General features: G+C 49.0%; 22 protein-coding genes and 1 rRNA gene. 15 read left to right on the top strand and 8 right to left on the bottom strand.

The features are described from left to right. Positions 1-26 precede the first annotated feature (26 nt). Positions 27-1,566: ribosomal RNA gene (locus HA49_RS18515) — 16S ribosomal RNA — on the bottom strand. A 554-nt stretch (positions 1,567-2,120) separates the two neighbouring features. On the opposite strand from HA49_RS18515, the gene mdtD reads away from it, so the two are divergent. Further along, positions 2,121-3,518, top strand: coding sequence for a multidrug transporter subunit MdtD (gene mdtD, locus HA49_RS18520; RefSeq protein ID WP_038016159.1), 1,398 nt, complete (start codon positions 2,121-2,123; stop codon positions 3,516-3,518). Here the strand turns inward: mdtD and rbsR are convergent. The 7 genes from rbsR to kup form a co-directional block, all read right to left on the bottom strand. Continuing rightward, a complete protein-coding gene (gene rbsR / locus HA49_RS18525) occupies positions 3,515-4,516 on the bottom strand; it encodes a ribose operon transcriptional repressor RbsR (protein WP_211259083.1) in 1,002 nt (333 codons plus the stop codon). The genes mdtD and rbsR overlap by 4 nt on opposite strands. A gap of 2 nt (positions 4,517-4,518) precedes the next feature. Continuing rightward, positions 4,519-5,448, bottom strand: a complete 930-nt coding sequence (gene rbsK / locus HA49_RS18530; RefSeq protein WP_038016161.1) for a ribokinase — start codon at positions 5,446-5,448, stop codon at positions 4,519-4,521. A 61-nt stretch (positions 5,449-5,509) separates the two neighbouring features. Next, positions 5,510-6,385, bottom strand: coding sequence for a ribose ABC transporter substrate-binding protein RbsB (rbsB, locus tag HA49_RS18535; protein WP_038016164.1), 876 nt, complete (start codon positions 6,383-6,385; stop codon positions 5,510-5,512). A gap of 25 nt (positions 6,386-6,410) precedes the next feature. Then, positions 6,411-7,379 carry a ribose ABC transporter permease gene (gene rbsC, locus HA49_RS18540; protein ID WP_038016165.1) on the bottom strand — a complete coding sequence of 323 codons (969 nt, stop codon included), beginning with the start codon at positions 7,377-7,379 and terminating at the stop codon, positions 6,411-6,413. Between the two features lies 1 nt (position 7,380). Next, on the bottom strand, positions 7,381-8,886 hold the full coding sequence (rbsA, locus tag HA49_RS18545; RefSeq protein WP_038016167.1) for a ribose ABC transporter ATP-binding protein RbsA: 1,506 nt from the start codon (positions 8,884-8,886) through the stop codon (positions 7,381-7,383). A gap of 7 nt (positions 8,887-8,893) precedes the next feature. Beyond that, entirely contained in the window at positions 8,894-9,313 is a 420-nt protein-coding gene (rbsD, locus tag HA49_RS18550; protein ID WP_038016168.1) for a D-ribose pyranase, read from the bottom strand. A 355-nt stretch (positions 9,314-9,668) separates the two neighbouring features. Next, positions 9,669-11,537 carry a low affinity potassium transporter Kup gene (kup, locus tag HA49_RS18555; protein WP_038016169.1) on the bottom strand — a complete coding sequence of 623 codons (1,869 nt, stop codon included), beginning with the start codon at positions 11,535-11,537 and terminating at the stop codon, positions 9,669-9,671. Positions 11,538-11,810: 273 nt separating this feature from the next. Between kup and ravA the strand changes: the two genes are divergently transcribed. From ravA to atpG, 14 genes are all read left to right on the top strand, one after another. Next, on the top strand, positions 11,811-13,307 hold the full coding sequence (gene ravA / locus HA49_RS18560; RefSeq protein ID WP_038016170.1) for an ATPase RavA: 1,497 nt from the start codon (positions 11,811-11,813) through the stop codon (positions 13,305-13,307). After that, positions 13,304-14,764 carry an ATPase RavA stimulator ViaA gene (gene viaA, locus HA49_RS18565; protein ID WP_038016172.1) on the top strand — a complete coding sequence of 487 codons (1,461 nt, stop codon included), beginning with the start codon at positions 13,304-13,306 and terminating at the stop codon, positions 14,762-14,764. The genes ravA and viaA overlap by 4 nt, the downstream gene beginning before the upstream one ends. 99 nt (positions 14,765-14,863) lie before the next feature. Continuing rightward, entirely contained in the window at positions 14,864-15,325 is a 462-nt protein-coding gene (asnC, locus tag HA49_RS18570) for a transcriptional regulator AsnC (protein WP_038016174.1), read from the top strand. Between the two features lie 153 nt (positions 15,326-15,478). Continuing rightward, positions 15,479-15,919 (top strand): FMN-binding protein MioC, encoded by a 441-nt coding sequence (gene mioC / locus HA49_RS18575; RefSeq protein ID WP_038016176.1) that lies wholly within the window; start codon positions 15,479-15,481, stop codon positions 15,917-15,919. Positions 15,920-16,358: 439 nt separating this feature from the next. Then, positions 16,359-18,248, top strand: a complete 1,890-nt coding sequence (mnmG, locus tag HA49_RS18580; protein ID WP_038016178.1) for a tRNA uridine-5-carboxymethylaminomethyl(34) synthesis enzyme MnmG — start codon at positions 16,359-16,361, stop codon at positions 18,246-18,248. A gap of 56 nt (positions 18,249-18,304) precedes the next feature. After that, the gene (gene rsmG, locus HA49_RS18585) at positions 18,305-18,925 is read left to right on the top strand and encodes a 16S rRNA (guanine(527)-N(7))-methyltransferase RsmG (RefSeq protein ID WP_038016179.1); all 621 of its coding nucleotides are present in this window, start codon (positions 18,305-18,307) and stop codon (positions 18,923-18,925) included. 595 nt (positions 18,926-19,520) lie between these two features. Continuing rightward, positions 19,521-19,808: a hypothetical protein gene (locus HA49_RS18590; RefSeq protein WP_038016181.1), complete on the top strand. Its 288-nt coding sequence runs from the start codon at positions 19,521-19,523 to the stop codon at positions 19,806-19,808. 616 nt (positions 19,809-20,424) lie between these two features. Continuing rightward, positions 20,425-20,805, top strand: a complete 381-nt coding sequence (gene atpI / locus HA49_RS18595) for a F0F1 ATP synthase subunit I (protein WP_038016182.1) — start codon at positions 20,425-20,427, stop codon at positions 20,803-20,805. Between the two features lie 8 nt (positions 20,806-20,813). Further along, entirely contained in the window at positions 20,814-21,632 is an 819-nt protein-coding gene (gene atpB, locus HA49_RS18600; protein ID WP_038016184.1) for a F0F1 ATP synthase subunit A, read from the top strand. Between the two features lie 49 nt (positions 21,633-21,681). Further along, positions 21,682-21,921 (top strand): F0F1 ATP synthase subunit C, encoded by a 240-nt coding sequence (gene atpE, locus HA49_RS18605; RefSeq protein WP_038016186.1) that lies wholly within the window; start codon positions 21,682-21,684, stop codon positions 21,919-21,921. A 116-nt stretch (positions 21,922-22,037) separates the two neighbouring features. Further along, positions 22,038-22,508: a F0F1 ATP synthase subunit B gene (gene atpF / locus HA49_RS18610; protein WP_038016188.1), complete on the top strand. Its 471-nt coding sequence runs from the start codon at positions 22,038-22,040 to the stop codon at positions 22,506-22,508. A 14-nt stretch (positions 22,509-22,522) separates the two neighbouring features. Then, positions 22,523-23,056 carry a F0F1 ATP synthase subunit delta gene (gene atpH, locus HA49_RS18615; protein ID WP_038016190.1) on the top strand — a complete coding sequence of 178 codons (534 nt, stop codon included), beginning with the start codon at positions 22,523-22,525 and terminating at the stop codon, positions 23,054-23,056. A 14-nt stretch (positions 23,057-23,070) separates the two neighbouring features. Then, on the top strand, positions 23,071-24,612 hold the full coding sequence (gene atpA, locus HA49_RS18620; protein WP_038016191.1) for a F0F1 ATP synthase subunit alpha: 1,542 nt from the start codon (positions 23,071-23,073) through the stop codon (positions 24,610-24,612). A 52-nt stretch (positions 24,613-24,664) separates the two neighbouring features. Continuing rightward, positions 24,665-25,531: a F0F1 ATP synthase subunit gamma gene (gene atpG / locus HA49_RS18625; protein WP_038016193.1), complete on the top strand. Its 867-nt coding sequence runs from the start codon at positions 24,665-24,667 to the stop codon at positions 25,529-25,531. Positions 25,532-25,621: the final 90 nt, after the last annotated feature.

Consider the following 25,621-nt stretch of genomic DNA (forward strand, 5'->3'; position numbering starts at 1 on the left):
ACACTTCGCCGGAGTGTATCTTCAGGTAAGGAGGTGATCCAACCGCAGGTTCCCCTACGGTTACCTTGTTACGACTTCACCCCAGTCATGAATCACAAAGTGGTAAACGCCCTCCCGAAGGTTAAGCTATCTACTTCTTTTGCAACCCACTCCCATGGTGTGACGGGCGGTGTGTACAAGGCCCGGGAACGTATTCACCGTAGCATTCTGATCTACGATTACTAGCGATTCCGACTTCACGGAGTCGAGTTGCAGACTCCGATCCGGACTACGACGCACTTTATGAGGTCCGCTTGCTCTCGCGAGGTCGCTTCTCTTTGTATGCGCCATTGTAGCACGTGTGTAGCCCTACTCGTAAGGGCCATGATGACTTGACGTCATCCCCACCTTCCTCCGGTTTATCACCGGCAGTCTCCTTTGAGTTCCCGACCGAATCGCTGGCAACAAAGGATAGGGGTTGCGCTCGTTGCGGGACTTAACCCAACATTTCACAACACGAGCTGACGACAGCCATGCAGCACCTGTCTCAGAGTTCCCGAAGGCACCAGGGCATCTCTGCCAAGTTCTCTGGATGTCAAGAGTAGGTAAGGTTCTTCGCGTTGCATCGAATTAAACCACATGCTCCACCGCTTGTGCGGGCCCCCGTCAATTCATTTGAGTTTTAACCTTGCGGCCGTACTCCCCAGGCGGTCGACTTAACGCGTTAGCTCCGGAAGCCACGCCTCAAGGGCACAACCTCCAAGTCGACATCGTTTACGGCGTGGACTACCAGGGTATCTAATCCTGTTTGCTCCCCACGCTTTCGCACCTGAGCGTCAGTCTTTGTCCAGGGGGCCGCCTTCGCCACCGGTATTCCTCCAGATCTCTACGCATTTCACCGCTACACCTGGAATTCTACCCCCCTCTACAAGACTCTAGTCTGCCAGTTTCGAATGCAGTTCCCGGGTTGAGCCCGGGGATTTCACATCCGACTTGACAGACCGCCTGCGTGCGCTTTACGCCCAGTAATTCCGATTAACGCTTGCACCCTCCGTATTACCGCGGCTGCTGGCACGGAGTTAGCCGGTGCTTCTTCTGCGAGTAACGTCAATCACTGCGGTTATTAACCGCAATGCCTTCCTCCTCGCTGAAAGTACTTTACAACCCGAAGGCCTTCTTCATACACGCGGCATGGCTGCATCAGGCTTGCGCCCATTGTGCAATATTCCCCACTGCTGCCTCCCGTAGGAGTCTGGACCGTGTCTCAGTTCCAGTGTGGCTGGTCATCCTCTCAGACCAGCTAGGGATCGTCGCCCAGGTAGGCCGTTACCCTACCTGCTAGCTAATCCCATCTGGGCACATCCGATGGTGTGAGGCCCGAAGGTCCCCCACTTTGGTCTTGCGACATTATGCGGTATTAGCTACCGTTTCCAGTAGTTATCCCCCTCCATCAGGCAGTTTCCCAGACATTACTCACCCGTCCGCCACTCGCCACCCGAGAGCAAGCTCTCTGTGCTGCCGTTCGACTTGCATGTGTTAGGCCTGCCGCCAGCGTTCAATCTGAGCCATGATCAAACTCTTCAATTTAAAGTTTGATTTGCTTAAACGAGTTAAGCGATGCTCAAGTGTAAAACACTCATAATGAATTTCATTATGTGTTCACTCTTAAGACTTGATATTTTTTACGTCCGGAGACGTTTGATATCAATCCTGCGAGTGCCCACACAGATTGTCTGATAAATTGTTAAAGAGCGTTGCAACTCAACCGCTTAGGTTGTCGCTGCGAGGTGGCGTATATTACGCTTTTCACCTCAGGAGTCAACCACTATTTCGTGATTTTTTCTCCGGACCGAATCGCTTCAGTCCCTGTCACACCTTGGCGCATCGCGCTTTGCCGTGTCAGTGGGAGCGCATTATAGGGAGATTAATTTTTCCCGCAAGGGTTTATTTTAAAATAATTTCTGAATGACGTTTTTTTACCCACAAGGAGGAAAAAACGGTCGATTCGTTCAGGAAAGACACGAATATCTGCGTTTTTTTCTGCAAGCTCATTATTATTAGTGGAAACGCATTAGTATAATGACAGAACTTTGCCTAAGGGGTCTCTCCGGAAAGAGCCCTCACAGCCAAAAGGAAATTTAATGGTTCGTTCTGCACGTAGTATGGCCGGTCTGCCCTGGATAGCCGCCATGGCCTTTTTCATGCAATCACTGGATGCGACAATTCTCAACACCGCATTACCCGCGATAGCACGCAGCCTTGACCGTCCTCCTTTAGCTATGCAATCTGCGGTCATCAGTTACACGCTGACCGTCGCCATGCTGATTCCTGTAAGCGGCTGGCTTGCCGACCGCTTCGGTACCCGTAAAGTCTTTATTGCTGCGGTTAGCCTGTTTGCACTGGGATCACTGATTTGTGCTTTATCCGGTTCACTCTCTGTGTTGGTTATTTCACGGGTAATTCAGGGAATTGGTGGAGCGATGATGATGCCGGTGGCTCGTCTAGCTTTATTAAGAGCTTATCCGCGAAGCGAACTGCTGCCTATTCTCAATTTTGTCACTATGCCTGGTCTGGTCGGCCCGGTGTTAGGACCTGTGCTGGGAGGTGTGCTGGTCACCTATGCAACATGGCACTGGATCTTTCTGATTAACATACCCATCGCTCTGGCCGGGATATTCTTTGCCCGTAAATATATGCCCGACTTTACCACCCCAAAACGGCGGTTTGATATCCTGGGTTTTTTACTGTTTGGGCTTGGGTTAGTGGCTATCTCTATCGGTATTGAATTATTTGGTGAGCGGCTGGTCCCGGAATTACTGGCTACGGCTATATTAATGGTGGGGATTCTGCTGTTACTGACTTACATCTGGCATGCCAAACGCCATCCTGCTCCGCTCATCGGCCTGCCGATGTTTAAGACCCGGACATTCTCAATTGGTATTATCGGAAATATAGCTTCACGGTTGGGTACCGGATGTATTCCATTCCTGATGCCACTGATGTTACAGATAGGCTTTGGTTATCCGGCAATACTGGCTGGCTGTATTATGGTTCCTACCGCAATAGGATCGATACTGGCGAAATCGCTGGTCACAAGGGTACTACGTTTACTGGGATATCGTAAAACACTGGTGACCGTGACCATTATTATCGGATTGTTCGTTGCAAGTTTCTCATTGCAGTCTCCGGCCCATCCGTTATGGATGCTGCTGATCCCACTGTTTGTCATGGGGATGTTTATGTCAACGCAGTTTACCTCCATGAACACTATAACCCTGGCAGATTTAACCGATGAGAATGCCAGTGCCGGTAATAGTGTACTGGCGGTGACACAACAGTTATCCATCAGTTTTGGTGTAGCGGTTAGTGCAGCTGTATTAAGTTTCTGGCAGAGTTTTTCCGGTACGACTCTGAATCATTTCCATTCGACCTTTATGACCATGGGGGTCATCACCCTTTTATCAGCGTTTATGTTCCTGCTGCTGAAACCGGAAGATGGAAAAAATTTGATTAACGACCGCGCTAAGAAGAAAGGCTAAACGTCCCCCACCGAGGCACGTAGCATTAACTCTGGTGTCAGTACCAGCAATTGCTGGCTGGCATCAGGAGTCTCCATTCGGTGAAGGAGAGTATCGATGGCCAGTTCACCCAGTTCATCTTTAGGCTGACGTATCGTACTCAGCGGAGGCGTCATATAGCGGGCCAGCTCAATATCATCATATCCCATCACCGCCATATCCCGAGGAATAGTTAATCCGGCCTGGAAGAGGGCCTGGTAAACCCCCACGGCCATCGCATCATTGCTGGTAAAAACAGCCTGAGGACGTGGGTCAAGCACCAGCAACTGCTGCATCGCGTTAAATCCGCCCTCAAATTCAAAATCACTATCGACGATATAACCGGGCGGCACCGGCAGCTTTGCTATAGCCATCGCGCGCTTGTAGCCTTCAAGACGCAAACCTGCAGAAGTCTTATCCTGGGGCCCGGCGATACAGGCAATCCGTGTATAACCCCGGGAGATCAGGTGTCGGGTGGCCATTTCTCCCCCGAGCAATGAGTTATCCTGAATAATATCACTGCTGCTTTCGAATGGTGCCCAGTCCATCATGACAGAAGGTATTGAAGGGTAACGCCCAAGGATCTCAGCAGATGGCCGGCGTCTTTCGGTACACATAATAAGTAATCCATCGACGCGCTTTTGCAGTAATGTTTCGAGGCTTCGGTCCATACAGTCCTTATCCCCTTCTGTATTACACAGAATCAGGCTGTATCCCCGTTCATAGCAACTCCGTTCAACTCCCCGCACCACTTCGGCGTAAAACGGGTTACTACTGGCAGTTAACAACATGCCAATCGTTCGGGTCTGATTCATTTTCAGGCTACGCGCCAATGCTGAGGGGGCATAATTCAGTTGGCTGACAGCGGAGGTTACTTTCTCCCGAATCGTGTCACTGACGAACCGGTTATTATTAATGACATGAGAAACAGTGGATGTGGATACCCCCGCCAGTCGGGCCACATCTTTCATAGTAGCCATCTTTAGCCCTGAGCCTGTAAAAAGTGGTCAATCTCATCCCGCCAGGGGACGGAAGGCTGTGCTCCATGGCGAGTGACGGCGATGGCAGCCGCAGCATGCGCAAAGCGTACCGATTGTTCCATCGTTTTATTCTCCAGCAGTGCCGTGATCAAAGCGCCATTAAATGTATCTCCGGCGGCAATAGTATCTATCGCCTCCACCCGGAATCCCGGAATACGCTGTCCTTTGCCCTGTTCACTCAGCCATACCCCGCGCTGGCCAAGAGTGATTAATACAGAACCGATACCCTTATCATGCAGCACCTGTGCGGCTCTCGCGGCATCATCATCGGTTTTTACGGTCACTCCGGTCAGAGTCTGAGCTTCGGTTTCATTTGGCGTAATGATATCTACCAGCGACAATAGCTCATCTGAAAGTTCTGTAGCGGGTGCCGGATTAAGTATGACCTGAGTCTGATTCTGGCGGGCAATATGTGCAGCAGCCAGCACGCTGTCTAACGGAGACTCCAGTTGCATCAGCAACGCATCCGCATCTGCAATCACTTGATGCTGCTGATCAACAAGATCAGTGGTCAACGCAGCATTCGCTCCGGAATAAATTCCAATAGAGTTTTCGCCTTCACCATTCACGAAAATCAACGCAACCCCGGTGGACTCTCCTTCTACGGTGACCAGAGGCGTCACATCAATACGATCGTCTGCCAGTTGTTGACGAATCCGTTCTCCCATATCGTCCTGGCCCACGCAGGCAATAAACGCAATATCTGCCCCACTGCGGCCGGCCGCTACAGCCTGATTCGCCCCTTTGCCACCGAAAGCAACCTGATATTGCTTACCAGTCACCGTCTCACCCGGACGCGGGAACTGCACCAGACTCACAATGTGATCCACATTAATACTGCCAAGAACAACGAGTTTACCGGTATTTTTCATAGAGAAATTCGTCCAGATAAATGCGCCACCCGAAGGTGGCGCGTATCAAACTTGATCTGATTTATTTGGTGATAAGCTTCAGGTCCACCGGAATCCGGGCCTCAACCTGTTGGCCTTTCAGCACTTTATCCGCCGTATCTACACCAATTTCACCAATTTTCTCCGGCAACTGAGCCACTGTGGCTGCCAGTTTGCCACTTTGAACGGCTTTCACACCATCAGGTGTTCCGTCAAAGCCTACCACCAGCACTCCGGACTTACCGGCAGTTTGCAGCGCCCGCATCGCACCCAGCGCCATTTCATCATTCTGGGCAAATACTGCCTGAACATCCGGATGTGCAGTCAGCAGGTTTTGCATGACATTCAGACCTTTAGTTCTGTCGAAATCGGCAGGCTGACTGGCGATAATATCGAATTTATGGGCATCAGACGCCTGTTTGAAACCTTCACCACGTTCACGGGCGACCGATGTTCCGGCAATCCCCTCCAGTTCAATCACTTTTGCACCGTCACCCAGTTGCTTAGCAATGAAGTCACCCGCCATTTTACCGCCCGCCACGTTATCAGAAGCAATATGGCTGACAACCTTACCCTGACTGGCTGCACGGTCAAGCGTGATCACCGGGATATGCGCCTGATTAGCAATTTTTACCGAATTACCCACTGCATCAGAATCAGTCGGGTTAATCAAAATGGCTTTGGTCCCACGGACCATCAAATCCTGTACGTTCGCCAGTTCTTTCGCCGGATTATTCTGCGAATCCAGCACCACCAGGTTATAACCCAGCTTGTCGGCTTCTTTCTGCGCACCGTCTTTAAGAGAGACGAAGAAAGGGTTATCCAGTGTGGAAATCACTAGTGCGATAGTATCTTTTGCCAGCGCCTGAGTACTTAATGTTGCGCCTAACAGTAAGGCCAGTGCAGTGAGTTTTTTCATATTATTAATCCTGTAGGGTAATCGATCATTTACTGCTTTTGTTGTCTACCAGCACCGCCAGTAAAATCACTACAGCTTTGACGATCATTTGGTAGTAAGAAGAAACACCAATCAGATTCAGCCCGTTGTTGAGAAAACCAAGGATCAGCGCACCAATCAGAGTACCCACTATCCTTCCTTTACCTCCGGACAGACTGGTACCGCCGAGCACAACGGCCGCGATAGCATCCAGCTCATAGCCGGTACCCGCCGTCGGTTGTGCCGAAGAAAGACGCGCCACTTCAATGGTTCCGGCCAGCGCAGCCAGCATGCCACACAGCGCATAAACAATGATTTTTATCCGGTTAACGCTAATCCCGGAGAGACGGGTTGCTGCTTCATTGCCACCCAGCGCATAGATATAGCGCCCCAGCCGTGTGTGATGCAGCATGTACCATGCTGCAAGGAAGATGATAGCCATCAGCCAGACCGGGGTTGGCACGCCTAACGGCCGACCAATACCAAACCAACCAAACAGATCTGAATTATCACTAAACCCCGTACTGATCGGACTGCCATTGGTGTACACCATCGTGACGCCCCGTAGCAGTAACATCATGACCAGCGTGGCAATAAAAGCCTGAACCTTGCCTTTAGCCACTATGACGCCGGTAATCCCGCCGATAAATGCCCCCAGCAACAATGACGCGGCAATAGCCAGCAGTGCATTAACTTCCATGCCCACCAGCGATGCCGCCACCGCGCCAGTCAATGCCAGAAGAGAACCGACGGAAAGATCAATACCTGAGGTCAGAATAACCAGCGTCATCCCCACCGCCATAATGGCGTTAACCGAGGTCTGTTGCAGAATATTGAACAGGTTAGCCAGGGTGAAAAAGTTGTGGCTCATGCCAGAAACAATGGCAATCAGCACCAGCAGTGCTATCAGTGATTTTTGTTCAAGTAGCCAGGTCTTACTGAGCAGGCGACGTGAAGGGATTGTGTGCGTACTCATATTATGCCAGCTCCGCGATGTGTTGTTTACCTACTGCTGCCGCCATCAGAATCTCCTGCGAGGCTTGTTCGATAGTGAAGTCACCACTCAGCCGTCCTTCATGCATCACCAGTATCCGGTCACTCATCCCCAGGACCTCTGGCATTTCAGAAGACACCAGAATGATGCTCATTCCGTCTTCTTTAAACTGATTGATCAACTGATATATCTCTTTCTTTGCACCGACATCCACTCCACGGGTAGGTTCGTCGAGGATCAGGACTTTCGGCCGGGTCATCAGGCCACGGGCAATCGCAATTTTCTGCTGATTCCCCCCGGATAGCAGACCCACGGTCTGTTCCATCGAGGGGGTTTTAATGTTAAACAGCTTAATAAAGTCGCTCACCGCCAGTTGTTCTTCGGCATGTTTCAGACGCCCCCCCATGTGACTGAAATACTTAAGAGCCGTCAGCGACATGTTCTCCTTGACCGACATCCCCAGTACCAGTCCATCACGTTTGCGGTCTTCCGAGATATAGACAATACCGTTCTGTAGCCCCTCTTCCGGAGTACGGGCCATCACAGGTTTGCCCTCCAGGGCCACTTTGCCGGCAGTGCGTGGTAGCGCACCATAAAGCACTTTCATCAATTCGGTACGTCCTGCCCCCATCAGCCCGGAGACTCCCAAAATTTCACCTTTCCGTAGGGTAAAGCTGACATTCTCTACTCCGGAACCACTGAGATTTTCCACCGCCATCAGGATCCCCCCTGGCGATTTTTCCAGCCTGGGATATTGTTCTTCCAGTTTGCGACCGACCATCATCTCAATCAGTGAATCTTCACTCAGCGTGTTGACCGGCCGCTCGGCAATAAACTGACCATCACGAAAAATAGTCACGTCATCGCAGATTTCGAAAATTTCTTTCATCCGGTGAGAGATGTAAACAATGCCGCACCCCCGGGATTTCAGCTCATTAATGACCCGGAATAAAGACGCCGTTTCGGTATCCGTCAGCGCATCAGTAGGTTCATCCATGATTATCACTTTGGATTCAAAACTCAGCACTTTAGCAATCTCAACCATCTGCTGATCACCAATGGATAACTCCTCCACTCGCTTATGGCTGCTGAAGCGCAAATTCAGGCGTTTCATTAATTCATCTGCCTGCTGGTACATCTGTTTCCACTGAATGCGACCGAAGCGGTTCACAAACTCCCGCCCCAGGAAAATATTTTCTGCCACACTCAACTGGGGAATCAGGTTAAGTTCCTGGTGAATAATCCCAATCCCGGCTTCCTGGGAGGCCTTAGGGCTGTCAAAAGTCGTCTCTTTGCCCAGCCACTCGAAGCTGCCGGCATCACGGGAATAAATACCCGTCAGCACTTTCATCATGGTCGATTTGCCGGCACCATTTTCACCCACCAGCGCCATCACCCGGCCCGGATAGACCGAAATTGCCGCCCCGGACAGGGCTTTCACTCCGGGGAAAGATTTCTCAATACCCTTTAGTTGCAGTAAAGGTTGCATAACACCCTCAGAAGGTTACGCCAGCATTAAGGATAATATTCGCATAGGGTGAGCACTCCCCACTGCGAACAACCGCCTGACTACACCGTGTTTTTTCTTTGAACTGCTGATGACTGACATAACTGATATCGATGGTATTGCCCTGCTGCAGTTGCAGTGATTTAAGCAAGGCAAGCAGGTCACTGTGCAGATGTGGGTTATGCTGCAAAATCTCTTCAGCGAGAACGACACTCTCTACCTGCAACTCATCAGTGACTGTTTTAACCACCTGTAAAAAACCGGGGATCCCGGCAGTCAGAGCGAGATCGATTCGCCGGGGGCCCTGCGGGACAGGTAATCCCGCATCACTGATGGTCAGACTGTCGGTATGCCCTAAACGAGAAATCACAGACGAAATATCGGAATTCAGTAAGCTGCCTTTTTTCATTTTTTACTCCCCAGCGAAACGTTTCGCTGAATAGAGTTTAGGTAACCACCGAGGGAAAACAATCGGGATATAATGAATCTGTGATGGCTATCCAAACATTTCGCAGCGACCCCGGAGGGAAGAGTTCTCCTCGGAGCAGGCACCGTCAATAACGGGAAGAATGGCAGGAACAGATAATGACGCGTCAGTAAAACCGCAGAGAAAACGAAAAATCGGCCAGAACAACCGTGAGATAAATACCACGGCGCTGACACAATGATGACTTAAGGTAGTTCAGCAGGATGAGAACCGCAGAGTTAAGAATAGGGTTTGCAGTCAATCAGGGAGCGGTCTGCTTAAGACCGCTCCACAATAGCTAAAACTCTACCTGAGTCCCCAGTTCAATCACCCTGTTAGGCGGGATTTCAAACTGATCCGGAGCACGCAGGGCATTACGTTGTAAAGCCAGGAACAACTTACCACGCAGTTGCAGATACCATGGCCGTTTCCCAAGAATCAGCGACTCTCTCGACATAAAGAATGAGGTATCCATCATCCGACAGTTCAGGCCTTCTAACCCACAACGGTGGAAAATTTCCTCAACGTTCGGTGTTTCGCGCCAGCCATAGCTGGCGACCACCCGCCAGAACGTCGGGGATAACTGTTCTATGGTGACACGCCGCACATTATGAACATAAGGCGCATCTTCGGTACGCAGGGTCAGTAACACCACCCGCTCATGCAGCACTTTGTTATGCTTCAGGTTATGCAGCATGGCAAACGGAATAACATTCAGCACTCTGGACATAAAGACTGCGGTGCCAGGCACTCTGACCGGCGGATTTTTCTCCAGAGAAGCTATCATCGCCTCCAGGGAGTTACCGTGTTCATGCATCCTACGGAGCACCCTGAATCGTTCGCTTTTCCAGGTCGTCATAATGATAAACATTACCAGCGCCAGACACAGTGGTAACCAGCCACCGGAGAATATCTTGATCAGGTTGGCACTGAACAACGGTACATCGATACACATCAGGACGATAAAAATCAGCAAAACAGGAAAAATATTCCAGCGCCAGTTTTTACGCGCCACGGTACAGGAAAGTATGGTGGTCAGAATCATCGTACCGGTCACGGCAATACCATAAGCTGCCGCAAGGTTGCTTGAGTGACGGAAGCTGATGATCACCAGCAGTACCGCGATATACAGTAACCAGTTAATGACCGGCACGTAAATCTGTCCCGATTCCATCTCCGAGGTATGGATAATACGCATCGGTGGCAGATAGCCTAAGCGTACCGCCTGGCGGGTCAGCGAGAACACCCCGGAAATCACCGCCTGAGAAGCGATCACGGTGGCCAGGGTAGCCAGCAATAACATAGGTATCAGCGCCCAGTCAGGCGCCAGCAGGAAGAAAGGGTTTTTGATAGCCTCAGGATGGGCTAGCAGTAATGCCCCCTGGCCAAAATAGTTTATCACCAGTGAAGGAAGCACCGCTCCGAACCAGGCAATCCGAATCGGGAGTTTACCGAAATGTCCCATGTCTGCGTAGAGCGCCTCGACTCCGGTAATAGATAACACCACCGCGCCCAATGCAAAGAACGAAACACTTTTATAATGGAGGAAAAACTCGACGGCATACCAGGGGTTAAGCGCCCGCAATACGACAGGGTTGTGGAAAATACTGTTCGCTCCAAGAATCGCCAGTACGATAAACCACAACAACATCACCGGGGCAAACATCTTGCCCACCAGCCCGGTGCCATGTTTCTGGATAAGAAACAGTAGGGTTAATACCGCAATTGACAACGGAACAATGTAACTGTCGAGCGACGGAGCAGCAATTTCCAGCCCTTCAATCGCTGACATCACCGATATTGCGGGGGTAATGACCACTTCACCGTAGAAGAAACTCCCTCCGACCAGCCCCATAATCAGCAGAATCGCTGTCACTCTGGCCCCGGTATTTCTGCCCGCCAAAGACATCAGGGTCAAAATCCCCCCTTCACCGGCGTTATCAGCCCGCATCACGTAGCAGATATATTTTAACGATACGACAAGAATCAATAACCAAAAAATTAATGACAGAAAGCCAAATACTGACTGCTGCTCAATGCCAAATCCAAATTGCCCTGAAAGGCACTCACGCAATGTATACAGTGGGCTGGTACCTATATCACCATACACCACCCCGATAGCTGCTAGCGTCAGTGCGCCGGTCGATTGTTTGTTATTTGAGCTCATATCATTTTATCTTGTTTTTTAACCTATCCCGTAAACAGGTGCTTAACTGCTTGCCAAAGTGGCACAGTATGCACTTATTCATCTGAAAACCCATCCGGTTATTATAAAATGGCACCGAAAATCCATACTGCGCAGGCCAGTGAACCATACTCAGTTCAAGGAATCTTACTATGAACGTTTACCCTAACCCCTTACGACTGGCATTGTACTGATTCAGGAAAATCTCTGCCGGGCTGCAGATCCGGCGACTCTTACAAGGATTTCATAATTATTATGGCACTGACTCATCTTTTAGCTGACAGAATTACACGCCTCAGCAATATGCTGGAAAAAGGTCTGTATGAAAGACACCATACTATCCGATTGTGTCTGTTGGCAGCATTAGCCGGTGAAAGTGTATTTCTGATGGGTCCTCCGGGGATTGCAAAGAGCCTGATTGCCCGCCGGTTAAAACACGCTTTCCTGGATGCCAGTGCTTTTGAATACCTGATGACCAGATTTTCCACCCCCGAAGAGGTGTTTGGTCCGTTATCCATTCAGGCTTTGAAAGATGAAGGTCGCTATCAGCGACTGACCCACGGTTACCTGCCTGAAGCTGAAATAGTGTTTCTGGATGAGATCTGGAAAGCAGGCCCGGCAATTCTCAACACCTTGCTCACCGCGATAAATGAACGGCGCTTCCGTAACGGTGATCATGAAACTACCATCCCGATGAGGCTGCTGATTGCCGCTTCTAATGAATTACCGGATGCAGACAGTGGTCTGGCAGCCTTGTATGACCGGATGCTGATTCGTTTGCGGCTGGATAACGTCAGCAGTAAAAATAATTTCCGTAGCATGCTGGTACAGTCCGGGGAAGAGTCCTTTTCTTCCGCAGAAGAAACACTGCGGATTACTAAAGAGGAATATCATCAGTGGCAGAAAGAGATAGTAAAGGTTAATTTACCTGATAATGTCTTTGACCTTATCTTTCAGCTACGGCGTCAGTTGGAAAACCTTGCTGATGCTCCTTATGTTTCCGATCGCCGCTGGAAAAAAGCTACCCATTTATTGCAGGCCAGTGCTTATTTTAGTGGCCGCCAGTCGATAGCGCCGATCGATCTTATTTTACTAAAAGACTGCCTGTGGCACGACAATGCCACCCTGCAGCTGGTGGAACGGGAAATAACAGAGCTTGTCACCGGACATGGCTGGCAACAACAAGCTATGTTGGTCAGGCTCCACCAGCTTCAGGCCCGAAAACTGGCTCTTCAGCAACAAATGAGCCTTGAAAGAGCCGTGAAGCTGGAAAAACAGAACACACTCTTCAGCCGTAAACCTCACCATATTCTGCCAGATTTGCCCGGAGGAGATCAGCTAACGCTGGTACTGCAAAAAACACTCATCCTGCACGATCAGAAAATCAACCACCTGGTGATCGCCAGAGAGGATCTAAACCAGTGGTTAGTCAGGGGAGGAGAAATTAAAGGGCAACTAAATGGTATGGGGTTTTCTCAACCTCTGGATTTATATATTGATGACCGGGACTGTCTGAATATCAGAGATATCAGCCTGCAGTCGTCATTACTCAGTACCGTCCCCCACGAAACCGGCCAGGAAATTCCGGAAGAAATTACCCACGGACTGAACGAACTGAAAGAGCAGTTGCAAGCTCAGCGTCTGCAGTTTCGCCAGCAACAACATTGTTTGTTTATTGATGACGAGTGGCTGGCAGTGATTGAACGCAGCCTGCAAGATGTTGCTGAACAGATTGAGCAGGCTACCCAATGATCTCCATCGATACCCTGTTAAACCTGTTAACTTTTAACAACTACGATTCAATTAATGATTTTCTGTCTGCACTGCTGGCAGCCCCGCAATTAGTGGTTTTCCTTGAAAAAAGTCCGGCATTAAAAAAGGCCCTGCTGCGCGATCTTCCCGGTATTCGGGCCGCTATTAGTGAAGAGCAAAAAAACACCCCGGTCCCCGCCAGCCTGGCACAGGAATTCCGTTTATTTACTCAGCAAAAGTCTCTGAGTTTGTATGCATTTAGCCAGAATTTATCCGCGACTCTGACACAACTGGAACATCTGAATTCCCCCTTTACCGAAGAAGCAGAAAAACTGGCTGAACAGGCGGATAAAGATGTACTGACCGTCGCCCAGCACACCCTGTTCTTCCAGCGTTGGCGGCTGAATCTTACGCTGCAAACCGTGACATTAAATGAAGGTCTACTGGAAGCCCAGCGGGATAAGCTTATCGCCGAATTACAACAACGCATGGCTCTCTCCGGCCAACTCACCCCTCTGCTGGCCGAAGATGAAGAAGCCGCCGCCGGACATTTGTGGGACATGAGTAAGGCACCGCTGCAAAAAGGCGATACGGACTTAATTATTCAATACAGCGAATTCCTGAGTACTCACTCTGAATTACAGACACTTGCAGAACGGTTAGGTCGTAGCAGAGAAGCACAGGCCATTCCAACGGAGAAAGCTCCACCGGGTGAGCAGACCGTTGAGATCAGGGAAACCGAAGCCGTGCCGGAAGAAGTGAGTGGTATTCACCAGAGCGATGATATTTTGCGCTTATTGCCGCCTGAACTGGCGGCGCTGAGTATGACGGAACTGGAACTGGAATTTTACCGTCGGCTGGTGGAAAAGCGCCTGTTAACCTATCAGTTACAGGGAGAATCGGTCCGTCAGGATATCCGGCAACGACCGGTCACTTACCGGCACAAAGAGCAACACCCTAAAGGCCCGTTTATTGTCTGCGTAGATACCTCCGGCTCGATGGGAGGGTTTAATGAACGTTGTGCCAAGGCTTTTTGCCTGGCACTACTAAAAATCGCCCTGGCAGAAAAACGCGGCTGCTTTATTATGCTGTTCGCCCATGAAGTGATCAGTTATGAACTGACCGCCGACAACGGACTTGAACAGGCTACGCGTTTTCTCAGCCAGCGTTTTCGCGGTGGAACCGATCTGGCGCTGTGTCTGAGTACCGTACTGGATAAGATGGAACTCCCGGCCTGGCTGGAGGCTGATGCCGTCATCATTTCTGACTTTATTGCTCAGCGTCTGCCTGAAAAGCTGATACAACGGGTCTCACACCACCAGCAGCAGAGTAAACAACGATTTCATGCGGTATCAATGTCAGTGCACGGTAAACCCGGCATATTGCAAATATTTGACCATATCTGGAAGTTCGATACCCGCCTCAGAACACGCCTGCTGCGACGTATAAAACGCTGATCCGCTATCCGTCACTTGCCAGCACTACTTATCCGCATTACTGTCACTCCTGTTAGTGCTGTATACGGCATCCTGTGGCTGGATGATTAAGGAAAAAAAATGGCGGATGTGATGCAACTCGATCAGCTCGATCGCGATATTCTGAATGTGTTACTGAATAATGCCAGAACCGCTTATGCGGAGCTGGCTAAGCAGTTTAATGTCAGCGCAGGGACTATCCATGTCCGGGTCGAAAAAATGCGTCAGGCCGGGATTATTCTTGGTACCCGTATTGATGTAGACCCCCGGAAACTGGGGTTTGACGTATGTTGCTTTATCGGCATTATTCTGAAGAGCGCCAGAGATTATCCGGCAGCGCTAAGTAAACTGAAAGCTCTGGATGAGGTGGTCGAGGCCTGGTATACCACGGGTCATTACAGTATTTTTATTAAAGTGATGTGCCGCTCAATAGATGCGCTGCAACAGGTTCTGATCAATAAAATTCAAACCATTGATGAAATCCAGTCCACCGAAACCCTTATCTCATTACAAAACCCCATCAGCCGGACAATCAAACCCTGAGTAGCAGGATCTGTGTGGATAACCTTATCCCCACACAGGTCTCTGCTTTATCTGCCTTTTCTGTAAAAAATAAAAATGAATAACCTTGTTGTCCACAGGTGGATCACTGCTTGATCACAGCGTACAATGCGGCCTTTAACAGAGGGAAGACCGATGGCGGATATTACGTTTATCACAGGCAGCACCCTGGGCAGTGCTGAGTACGTTGCTGAAGAATTAGCAGCACTACTTGAAGAAGATGATATCTCCGGAGAAATCCTTCACGGACCTGCACTCGAAGATGTACCCACCAAAGGACTTTGGTTACTGGTGACATCCACGCACGGTGCCGGCGAAATCCCGGATAATCTTTTACCCTTCTGGGAAGCACTTAAAGAACAGCAACCGGATCTGTCAGCGGTAAGGTACGGAGCGATAGGTCTGGGGAATCACGAGTATGATCTGTTTTGCGGCGCGATCAGAACTCTGGATCAGTTACTTCAGTCTCTTGGGGCGACAAGGATCGGCGATCGTCTGGAGATAGATGTTTTGTTACATGACGTCCCTGAAGACCCGGCCAGTGAATGGTTATCACACTGGAAAACCCTGATTTAAGATCATCTTTCAGTGGCTGTTGATCGTTTAATTGTCATGATCCGTGGTGAATAGTCCTGTTTTAAGATCTTTTTTATGATTATTTCTGTGGATAACTAGCCTGTTACATTGCGTATAACCGGTAGTTATCCAATGAATAACCCGAGACGCTTTTTTGAGCTGTGCATAAGTGACTATTTTGATCTCAGCTTATTCGCGACAGGCACACCGATCATTCACAGCATTCGATCCTTATTAGCTTACTGTTAACTATAGGGAATTGGTACTTACCCACAAGATCGGGCGATCCTAATAAGAGATCTAACAGAAAGATCATACATAAAATAAAGATCTTTCTTTTAAAAGCTTAGGATCCTGCCACTTTCGCAAAACCCGGAATTTAAGTAGAATCCACTGCCGGGATATGATCCCACCCGTTAATTTACCGAGGTATCACTTCATGTTTTATCCAGATCCTTTTGACGTCATCATCATTGGTGGTGGTCATGCAGGAACGGAAGCCGCAATGGCAGCTGCCCGTATGGGCCAGCAAACCCTGCTACTGACCCACAATATCGATACGCTGGGACAAATGTCTTGTAATCCGGCGATCGGCGGGATCGGCAAGGGACATCTGGTGAAAGAAGTTGATGCAATGGGCGGTCTGATGGCTGAGGCTATCGATAAAGCCGGTATTCAGTTTAGAATACTAAACAGTAGTAAAGGCCCTGCAGTCCGTGCGACCCGTGCTCAGGCTGACCGTGTGCTTTACCGTCAGGCTGTCAGAACCGCACTGGAAAACCAGCCGAATCTGATGATCTTTCAGCAAGCGGTGGAAGACCTGATTGTTGAAAATGATCAGGTCGTAGGTGCAGTGACTCAGATGGGATTACGTTTCCGTGCCAAAGCCGTAGTACTTACTGTCGGGACTTTCCTGGACGGTAAAATTCATATCGGAATGGACAATTACAGCGGCGGACGTGCCGGTGATCCACCCTCCATCCCTTTGGCACGACGGTTACGTGAACTACCATTGCGAGTCAGTCGCCTGAAGACCGGGACTCCACCACGAATTGATGCCAGAACTATCGATTTCTCTGTGCTGGCAGCACAGCATGGTGACGATCCTATGCCTGTATTTTCGTTTATGGGTAAAGTCTCAGATCACCCGGCACAGATGGCCTGTTATATCACCCATACTAACGAAGCCACTCATGATGTGATCCGTAATAACCTTGATCGCAGTCCGATGTATGCCGGAGTGATCGAAGGGATCGGCCCTCGTTACTGCCCGTCTATCGAAGATAAAGTGATGCGCTTTGCGGATCGTAATGCGCATCAGATCTTCCTTGAGCCGGAAGGACTGACCAGCAATGAAATCTACCCGAACGGAATTTCAACCAGTCTTCCGTTTGACGTGCAGATGAAAATTGTCCGTTCTATGCAGGGGCTGGAAAATGCAAAAATCGTTCGCCCGGGTTATGCGATTGAGTATGATTTCTTCGACCCTCGTGACCTGAAACCGACCCTGGAAAGCAAATACATCCATGGCTTATTTTTTGCCGGTCAGATTAACGGTACCACTGGTTATGAAGAAGCAGCTGCTCAGGGAATGCTGGCTGGCTTAAACGCAGGTCGTTATTCTGCGGATAAAGAGGGCTGGACACCACGTCGTGACGAGGCTTATATCGGGGTGCTGGTGGATGATCTGTGCACACTGGGTACCAAAGAGCCCTACCGGATGTTTACCTCGCGTGCCGAATACCGTCTGATGCTGCGTGAAGATAATGCGGATTTACGCCTGACGGCGATTGGCCGTGAACTGGGTCTGGTCAATGACGAGCGCTGGGCGAGCTTTAATCAGAAGCTCGAATCGATAGAGCTTGAGCGCCAGCGTCTGCGGGATATCTGGGTCCACCCGAAATCTGATATCGTTTCTGAGGTTAACAGCCTGCTGAGCGCAGACCTGACCAAAGAGGCTAACGGCGAAGATTTACTGCGCCGTCCTGAACTTACTTATTCTCAACTGATGACGTTACCGGCTTTCGGGCCTTCACTGACCAATCCACTGGCTGCTGAGCAGGTTGAGATCCAGGTAAAATACGAGGGTTATATTGCCCGTCAGAAAGAAGAAATCGATCGTCAGCAGCGCAACGAAAACACGCTGTTACCCACCGGTCTTGATTACCGGAATGTCAGCGGGCTTTCCAACGAAGTGATCGCCAAACTCAACGATCATAAACCTTCTTCTATCGGTCAGGCATCCCGGATTTCAGGGATCACCCCTGCGGCAATCTCTATTTTGCTGATCTATCTGAAAAAACAGGGCTTACTGCGTAAAAGCGCCTGAGTACTTCGCGACAACAGAGGAAACCGGCGGGTTTCCTCTGAAAACAGGAATTCCCCGTGATTAATACACTTTCCGCATTGCTTAATAAGGCTGGCATTACGCTAACCGATCAGCAAAAACAACAACTCGTTAGCTATGTAGGCTTACTGGATAAATGGAATAAAGCTTACAATCTCACTTCTGTTCGTGACCCTCAGCAAATGCTGATTCGTCATATTATGGACAGTATTGTTGTTGCTCCGTACCTGAAAGGGGAAAAGTTCATTGATGTGGGAACCGGCCCGGGATTACCAGGTATCCCGCTGGCGATTGTCTGCCCCGGGGCCAGTTTTACCTTGCTCGACAGTCTGGGAAAACGGGTTCGTTTTTTACGTCAGGTTCAGCATGAACTTAAGCTGGATAATATTATCCCTGTCCAGAGCAGGGTAGAGGCGTTCAGTGATCAGCCTTTGTTTGACGGAGTTATCAGCAGAGCCTTTGCTTCGTTACAGGATATGGTCAACTGGTGTGGTCATCTGCCTGCTGCAGAGCAGGGCCGTTTCTATGCTCTGAAAGGGGTTGTGCCGGAAGATGAGCTGTCGGCATTACCCGACCATCTCCGTGTTGAGCAGGTCATTACATTGCAGGTGCCCGAACTGGAAGGGGAACGCCATCTGGTCATACTTAGCCAACACTAAATGCTGATTAAGTGATGCCTGAAGCCTTCAGGTATCACTCTGTTTTAGATTTTCCCGTTTGCACATATCACCGCGGGTCATCCTTCTTCCCCTCCAAAAACCATGTTAAACAGCAATCGCCGCCTGATTCGGTACTCTGGTCGATATTTCTCAGGTAATGATTAATTATTCTGGTTTGATAGCGGACTATCAGCTAACGACATTTGCCTGTTTTTTCGCACTAAGTATAGATCCTGTTAATGGGATAATTACCTGACCAGCATGAAAGCCTGTGTTATCTGAAATTCAGTAAACTCATGGTTAAATTCATTGTATCTGTATGAATTAAATGGTTTTAACTGGAATCTTATACTCTGATTTATGGGTGTTTTTTCCTCCAGAACTTAAAAAAGCCAAAAAACATAAAAAAACATGATCATTTTTATCTTAGTACAATATCTCCTTGTTTTAATTATGTTTATCTATATATCTTATTGTTTACTAAGCATTTTTTTTGATATAGATTAACAAAGTGATAGTTTCTGCTATCCGAAGAGGAGTGAATGACTTCACGCCTTAAAATGTAATCAACTCATTGTTTAAATAAGGATATTTTATGAAAGAGCTTTCAGTGATCGAATCAAATCAGGTCAGTGGTGGTTTGTTTACATTTATCACCGGTCCTATTGGCGCTTTAATGGGGTTTACGATTGGCTCAATTGTAGATTCCGGTTACGCTTCACGTAATCTGAGTTCAGACTTTAAAACATCAGGCGCCATATTAGGGGCTGGGATTGGCGCGATTGTGGGTTTATCACCTATTCTGGCGACAGCCGGTATTGGGTTAGGAGTCACGAGCATTGTCAAAAATGCCCGGAGTATCAAAGAGCAGATGGCGGGTTGATCGTCGTTAATTGATGTTCGGACCGTGATTGCTGACGGTTTTTCATGGGGATTGATCGGTTCAATCCCTTTTTATCGATTTCCTGACCTGTTGTGAGTTTCTTCTCGTTTATTCTGCTTATTCCCGCAATAAAAATAACATTTATAATTCCGGCGAAAATATGAAATTAATGATACTGGGAAAACTTTAATTTATTGTTTTTTTTAATCATTAAACTTTTCCTGTCATGTTATACCTGACTGAGTTGTAAAATAATTGCTAATAAAATGAAATAATGTGCGTTATAATAACAACACGATTTGTGAGGTTATTTGTATTTTTCAGGAGTAATATCCATTTCACCGTAAAAGCAGTCACAGACCGGACAGGCGAAAACCACGGGGCGGCAGGGTGAAAACACCGTAAATCTGCGATTTTTGGCGAAGATTATTGGGAAAAAGTCCTTTCCAGAAAGAATTTTAAATAATTGTTCACCTTTTCTCTACTTACAGATTGAAATCGTAGGAGTGCCCCGTATAATTTGCACGGCTTTTGCTGTTCATTCCTCCGGGAGTGACCGCAGCAGTTTGTGAAGCACACGATATACCCAACATGAGTAAGGGAGAGTAAGAGAGTAATGTCTGTATCTCTTTATAGTTTGAGATTAGCAAGGACAGTGCTGCTTATTCAACTGATGACTTTTTTACTCATCAGTTCATTCTTTGCTTTGAAAAGCATTCACTGGGGAGCTTCTGCTCTGGCAGGGGGGCTATCGGCCTGGTTGCCGGCTGTCCTGTTTACGTTTCTGGCCTGGCGCCTGCAAGGGCAATTACCAGCAAAAGGGCGTGTTGCCTGGAGCTTTGCATTAGGTGAGGTACTCAAGGTATTCACCACCATCGTATTGCTTGTTGTGGCGTTGGGTGTGTTCGGGGCGGTGTTTTGGCCTCTTGGACTGAGCTGGTTATCGGTGCTGGTGGTGCAAATCATTGCACCGGTTGTAATTAACAAAAAAGGGTAAGATGCATCATGGCCGCAGGAGAAATCTCAACCCCACAGGAATACATAAGTCATCACCTGCAGCACTTGCAGCTTGATTTACGTACTTTCCAGTTGGTGAATGCGCACGACGCTCCGGCAACTTTCTGGACGTTAAACCTGGATTCCATGTTTTTCTCTGTCGTACTGGGTCTGGTCTTTCTGGTACTGTTCCGTAAAGTGGCAAAACACGTCACCAGCGGCGTTCCGGGAAAACTGCAGGCGGCTATTGAACTGGTTGTTGGTTTCGTCGATGGCAACGTTCGTGATATGTATCACGGCAAAAGCAAACTTATCGCCCCGCTGGCTCTGACAATCTTTGTCTGGGTCTTTTTAATGAACTTCATGGATTTGTTACCAATCGATCTGCTGCCTTATCTGGGTGAGCATGTTCTTGGTTTGCCGGCATTGCGTGTTGTGCCGTCCGCTGACGTGAATGTCACATTATCTATGGCGTTGGGCGTATTTATTTTGATTCTGTTCTACAGCATCAAAATGAAAGGCGTAAGTGGTTTTGCTAAAGAACTGACTTTACAGCCTTTCAACCACCCGATCTTTATCCCCATCAACCTGATTCTTGAAGGTGTTAGCCTGCTGTCTAAACCCGTATCTCTGGGTCTGCGACTGTTTGGTAACATGTATGCGGGTGAACTGATCTTTATCCTGATTGCGGGACTGTTACCGTGGTGGTCACAGTGGGTTCTGAATGTGCCATGGGCCATTTTCCACATTTTGATTATCTCGTTACAGGCGTTTATTTTCATGGTCCTCACGATTGTCTATCTCTCGATGGCATCTGAAGAGCATTGATTTTTTCTCTCAACACAACTGATTTTATTGAAACAAACTGGAGACTGTCATGGAAAACGTGAGTATGGATCTGCTGTACATGGCTGCTGCTATTATGATGGGTCTGGCGGCAATCGGTGCTGCGATCGGTATCGGCATCCTCGGGGGTAAATTTTTGGAAGGTGCTGCTCGTCAGCCTGACCTGATTCCTCTGCTGCGCACTCAGTTCTTTGTTGTTATGGGTCTGGTGGATGCTATCCCAATGATCGCTGTAGGTCTGGGTCTCTACGTGATGTTTGCTGTCGCCTAGTCACGCCTGGTAATACGGTTGTTCATGGCGCGGTTTAACGCGAATGAACGAATTCTGCCGCTGACCAGGCAATTGGTTGCGGCAGATCAAGCTAACTTAAGAAGAGGCATTGTGCTGTGAATATTAATGCAACAATCCTCGGCCAGGCCATTGCGTTTATCCTGTTCGTCGCATTTTGTATGAAGTACGTATGGCCGCCGATTATGGCAGCTATCGAGAAACGTCAGAAAGAAGTTGCTGACAGTCTCGCTTCAGCAGAACGCGCTCAGAAAGAGCTGGATATCGCTCAGGCTAATGCGTCCGACCAGCTGAAAAAAGCCAAAGAAGATGCTCAGGTGATTATCGAGCAGGCAAATAAACGTCGTGCCCAGATTCTGGATGAAGCGAAAGCTGAAGCTGAAGCTGAACGTAACAAAATCGTTGCTCAGGCTCAGTCCGAAATCGATGCTGAACGTAAACGTGCTCGTGAAGAATTACGTAAGCAGGTTGCGTTACTGGCCGTTGCGGGTGCCGAGAAGATTATTGAGCGTTCCGTTGATGAAGCTGCTAACAGCGACATCGTTGATAAACTGGTCGCTGAACTGTAAGGAGGGAGGGGCTGATGTCTGAATTTACTACTGTAGCTCGCCCCTACGCCAAAGCAGCTTTTGACTTTGCTGTTGAGCATCAAAGTATTGATCGCTGGCAATCTATGCTGGCATTTTCTGCAGATGTTGCACGTGATGAACAAGTTGCTGATATCCTTTCCGGCGCGAAAGCACCTGAAGCAGTATCATCAACCTTTATTGCTATCTGCGGTGATCAACTCGATGAGAATGGCCAGAACCTGATTAAGGTGATGGCAAATAATAAACGTTTGAAAGCGCTTCCGGCGGTTTTGGAACAGTTCATTCAATTACGCGACGCTTATGAAGCGACTGCCGAGGTTGATGTTATTTCAGCCACTGAATTGAATGAAGAGCAGCTGACTAAAATCAGTGCTGCGATGGAAAAACGTTTGTCACGCAAAGTTAAGCTGAATTGCAAAATCGATAAGTCTGTAATTGCGGGCGTAGTCATCCAGGCTGGTGACATGGTCATTGATGGTAGCGTTCGCGGCCGTCTTGATCGCCTGGCAGACGTCTTGCAGTCTTAAGGGGACTGGAGCATATGCAACTGAATTCCACCGAAATCAGCGAACTGATCAAGCAGCGCATTGCTCAGTTCAATGTGGTGAGCGAAGCTCACAATGAAGGTACTATTGTTTCTGTAAGTGACGGTATCATCCGCATCAACGGCCTGGCCGATGTTATGCAGGGTGAAATGATTGCCCTGCCGGGTAACCGTTACGCTATCGCACTGAACCTGGAGCGTGACTCTGTAGGTGCAGTGGTTATGGGCCCATACATGGATCTTGCCGAAGGCATGAAAGTGAAATGTACTGGCCGTATTCTGGAAGTACCGGTTGGTCGTGGTTTACTGGGGCGTGTTGTTAACACCCTGGGTGAGCCGATTGATGGTAAAGGTCCGGTCGACAACGATGGCTTCTCTCCTGTAGAAGTTATCGCCCCGGGCGTTATCGATCGTCAGTCTGTTGACCAGCCTGTTCAGACCGGTTACAAAGCTGTTGACTCTATGATCCCAGTGGGTCGTGGTCAGCGTGAGCTGATCATCGGTGACCGTCAGACCGGTAAAACCGCGATGGCTATCGATGCAATCATCAACCAGCGTGATTCCGGCATCAAATGTGTTTACGTTGCTATCGGTCAGAAAGCGTCCACTATCTCTAACGTGGTTCGTAAACTGGAAGAGCACGGCGCATTAGCAAACACCATCGTGGTGGTAGCTTCTGCTTCTGAATCTGCTGCCCTGCAGTACCTGGCGCCTTATGCCGGTTGTGCTATGGGTGAATACTTCCGTGACCGCGGTGAAGATGCACTGATTGTGTACGATGACCTGTCTAAACAGGCTGTTGCTTACCGTCAGATTTCACTGCTGCTGCGTCGTCCGCCAGGTCGTGAAGCTTTCCCTGGTGACGTTTTCTACCTCCACTCCCGTCTGCTGGAACGTGCATCTCGCGTAAGCGCTGATTACGTTGAAGCATTTACTAAGGGTGAAGTGAAAGGTCAAACCGGTTCTCTGACAGCTCTGCCTATCATTGAAACTCAGGCGGGTGACGTTTCAGCGTTCGTTCCGACTAACGTAATTTCGATTACAGATGGTCAGATCTTCCTGGAATCTAACCTGTTTAACTCCGGTATCCGTCCTGCAGTTAACCCGGGGATCTCTGTATCCCGTGTGGGTGGTGCTGCACAGACTAAAATCATCAAGAAACTGTCCGGAGGTATTCGTACCGCTCTGGTACAGTACCGTGAACTGGCTGCATTCTCTCAGTTCGCTTCTGACCTTGATGATGCTACCCGTAAGCAACTGGAACACGGTCAGAAAGTGACTGAACTGCTTAAGCAGAAACAGTACGCACCGATGTCTGTTGCTCAGCAGGGCCTGGTCCTGTTCGCGGTTGAGCGCGGTTACCTGGGCGATGTTGAGGTTGCTAAAATCCTCAGCTTTGAGTCCTCTCTGCTGGCGTTCGCTGATCGCGAACACGCTGAACTGATGCAGGAAATCAACCAAGCGGGTAACTTTAATGGCGAAATCGAAGAGAAGCTGAAAGCTCTGCTCGATTCGTTTAAAGCAACTCAGTCCTGGTAATGTCGTGCGGCTTGCCTGAAAGGGCAGGCCGTCTGACTTTGAGGAGAAGCTCATGGCCGGCGCAAAAGAAATACGTAGTAAGATCGGTAGCGTAAAAAATACGCAGAAGATCACCAAAGCGATGGAAATGGTCGCCGCCTCCAAAATGCGTAAAACGCAGGAACGCATGGCGGCCAGCCGTCCGTATGCAGAAACCATTCGCAAAGTGATTGGTCACTTGGCGTTAGGTAATCTGGAATACAAGCACCCTTACCTGGAAGAGCGTGACGTTAAGCGCGTCGGCTATCTGGTCGTTTCTACCGACCGCGGGCTTTGTGGTGGTTTGAACATTAACCTGTTCAAAAAATTGCTGGCAGATATGAAAGCATGGTCCGATAAAGGTGTTCAGAGTGATCTGGCCATTATTGGTTCTAAAGGCCTGTCTTTCTTCGGTGCTGCAGGGGCAAATATTGTGGCTCAGGTCAACGGTTTAGGTGATAAACCTGCACTGTCTGATTTGATTGGCCCGGTAAAAGTCATGCTGCAAGCCTACGACGAAGGCCGGATCGATAAGCTTTATGTCGTCAGTAACAAATTTAACAACACCATGTCCCAGACTCCGACCCTCAATCAGCTGCTGCCTTTACCGCCAGCAGAAAATGATGAAGAGTTGAAGAAGAAAACCTGGGATTACCTGTACGAACCCGATCCAAAAGCGCTGCTGGATACTCTGCTGCGTCGTTATGTCGAGTCTCAGGTTTATCAGGGTGTTGTAGAGAACCTGGCCAGCGAGCAGGCAGCACGTATGGTGGCGATGAAAGCCGCAACCGATAACGGTGGCGAACTTATCAAAGAGCTTCAGTTGGTTTACAACAAAGCCCGCCAGGCCAGCATCACCCAGGAACTTACCGAGATCGTCTCGGGGGCCTCCGCGGTTTAACCAGGTATTCCCTGATGAGTTGGTGTTACAGCAAGGCGGCCAGTGAGCGAATCCTGGTAAGCTGACTCAGGTCAGTGACCCGGATGAAAG

Origin of the sequence: Tatumella morbirosei (assembly GCF_000757425.2) — a bacterium.
Lineage (GTDB): Bacteria > Pseudomonadota > Gammaproteobacteria > Enterobacterales > Enterobacteriaceae > Tatumella > Tatumella morbirosei.

What these genes read in the sequence shown, in the direction of transcription:
- atpB (WP_038016184.1), top strand. Translation starts at nt 20,814, where the DNA reads ATGGCCGCAGGAGAAATCTCAACCCCACAGGAATACATAAGTCATCAC.
- atpI (WP_038016182.1), top strand. Translation starts at nt 20,425, where the DNA reads ATGTCTGTATCTCTTTATAGTTTGAGATTAGCAAGGACAGTGCTGCTT.
- mioC (WP_038016176.1), top strand. Translation starts at nt 15,479, where the DNA reads ATGGCGGATATTACGTTTATCACAGGCAGCACCCTGGGCAGTGCTGAG.
- ravA (WP_038016170.1), top strand. Translation starts at nt 11,811, where the DNA reads ATGGCACTGACTCATCTTTTAGCTGACAGAATTACACGCCTCAGCAAT.
- asnC (WP_038016174.1), top strand. Translation starts at nt 14,864, where the DNA reads ATGGCGGATGTGATGCAACTCGATCAGCTCGATCGCGATATTCTGAAT.
- atpH (WP_038016190.1), top strand. Translation starts at nt 22,523, where the DNA reads ATGTCTGAATTTACTACTGTAGCTCGCCCCTACGCCAAAGCAGCTTTT.
- rbsC (WP_038016165.1), bottom strand. Translation starts at nt 7,379, where the DNA reads ATGAGTACGCACACAATCCCTTCACGTCGCCTGCTCAGTAAGACCTGG.
- rbsD (WP_038016168.1), bottom strand. Translation starts at nt 9,313, where the DNA reads ATGAAAAAAGGCAGCTTACTGAATTCCGATATTTCGTCTGTGATTTCT.
- rbsA (WP_038016167.1), bottom strand. Translation starts at nt 8,886, where the DNA reads ATGCAACCTTTACTGCAACTAAAGGGTATTGAGAAATCTTTCCCCGGA.
- HA49_RS18590 (WP_038016181.1), top strand. Translation starts at nt 19,521, where the DNA reads ATGAAAGAGCTTTCAGTGATCGAATCAAATCAGGTCAGTGGTGGTTTG.
- mnmG (WP_038016178.1), top strand. Translation starts at nt 16,359, where the DNA reads ATGTTTTATCCAGATCCTTTTGACGTCATCATCATTGGTGGTGGTCAT.
- mdtD (WP_038016159.1), top strand. Translation starts at nt 2,121, where the DNA reads ATGGTTCGTTCTGCACGTAGTATGGCCGGTCTGCCCTGGATAGCCGCC.
- rbsK (WP_038016161.1), bottom strand. Translation starts at nt 5,448, where the DNA reads ATGAAAAATACCGGTAAACTCGTTGTTCTTGGCAGTATTAATGTGGAT.
- atpE (WP_038016186.1), top strand. Translation starts at nt 21,682, where the DNA reads ATGGAAAACGTGAGTATGGATCTGCTGTACATGGCTGCTGCTATTATG.
- rbsR (WP_211259083.1), bottom strand. Translation starts at nt 4,516, where the DNA reads ATGGCTACTATGAAAGATGTGGCCCGACTGGCGGGGGTATCCACATCC.
- rbsB (WP_038016164.1), bottom strand. Translation starts at nt 6,385, where the DNA reads ATGAAAAAACTCACTGCACTGGCCTTACTGTTAGGCGCAACATTAAGT.
- kup (WP_038016169.1), bottom strand. Translation starts at nt 11,537, where the DNA reads ATGAGCTCAAATAACAAACAATCGACCGGCGCACTGACGCTAGCAGCT.
- atpA (WP_038016191.1), top strand. Translation starts at nt 23,071, where the DNA reads ATGCAACTGAATTCCACCGAAATCAGCGAACTGATCAAGCAGCGCATT.
- viaA (WP_038016172.1), top strand. Translation starts at nt 13,304, where the DNA reads ATGATCTCCATCGATACCCTGTTAAACCTGTTAACTTTTAACAACTAC.
- atpG (WP_038016193.1), top strand. Translation starts at nt 24,665, where the DNA reads ATGGCCGGCGCAAAAGAAATACGTAGTAAGATCGGTAGCGTAAAAAAT.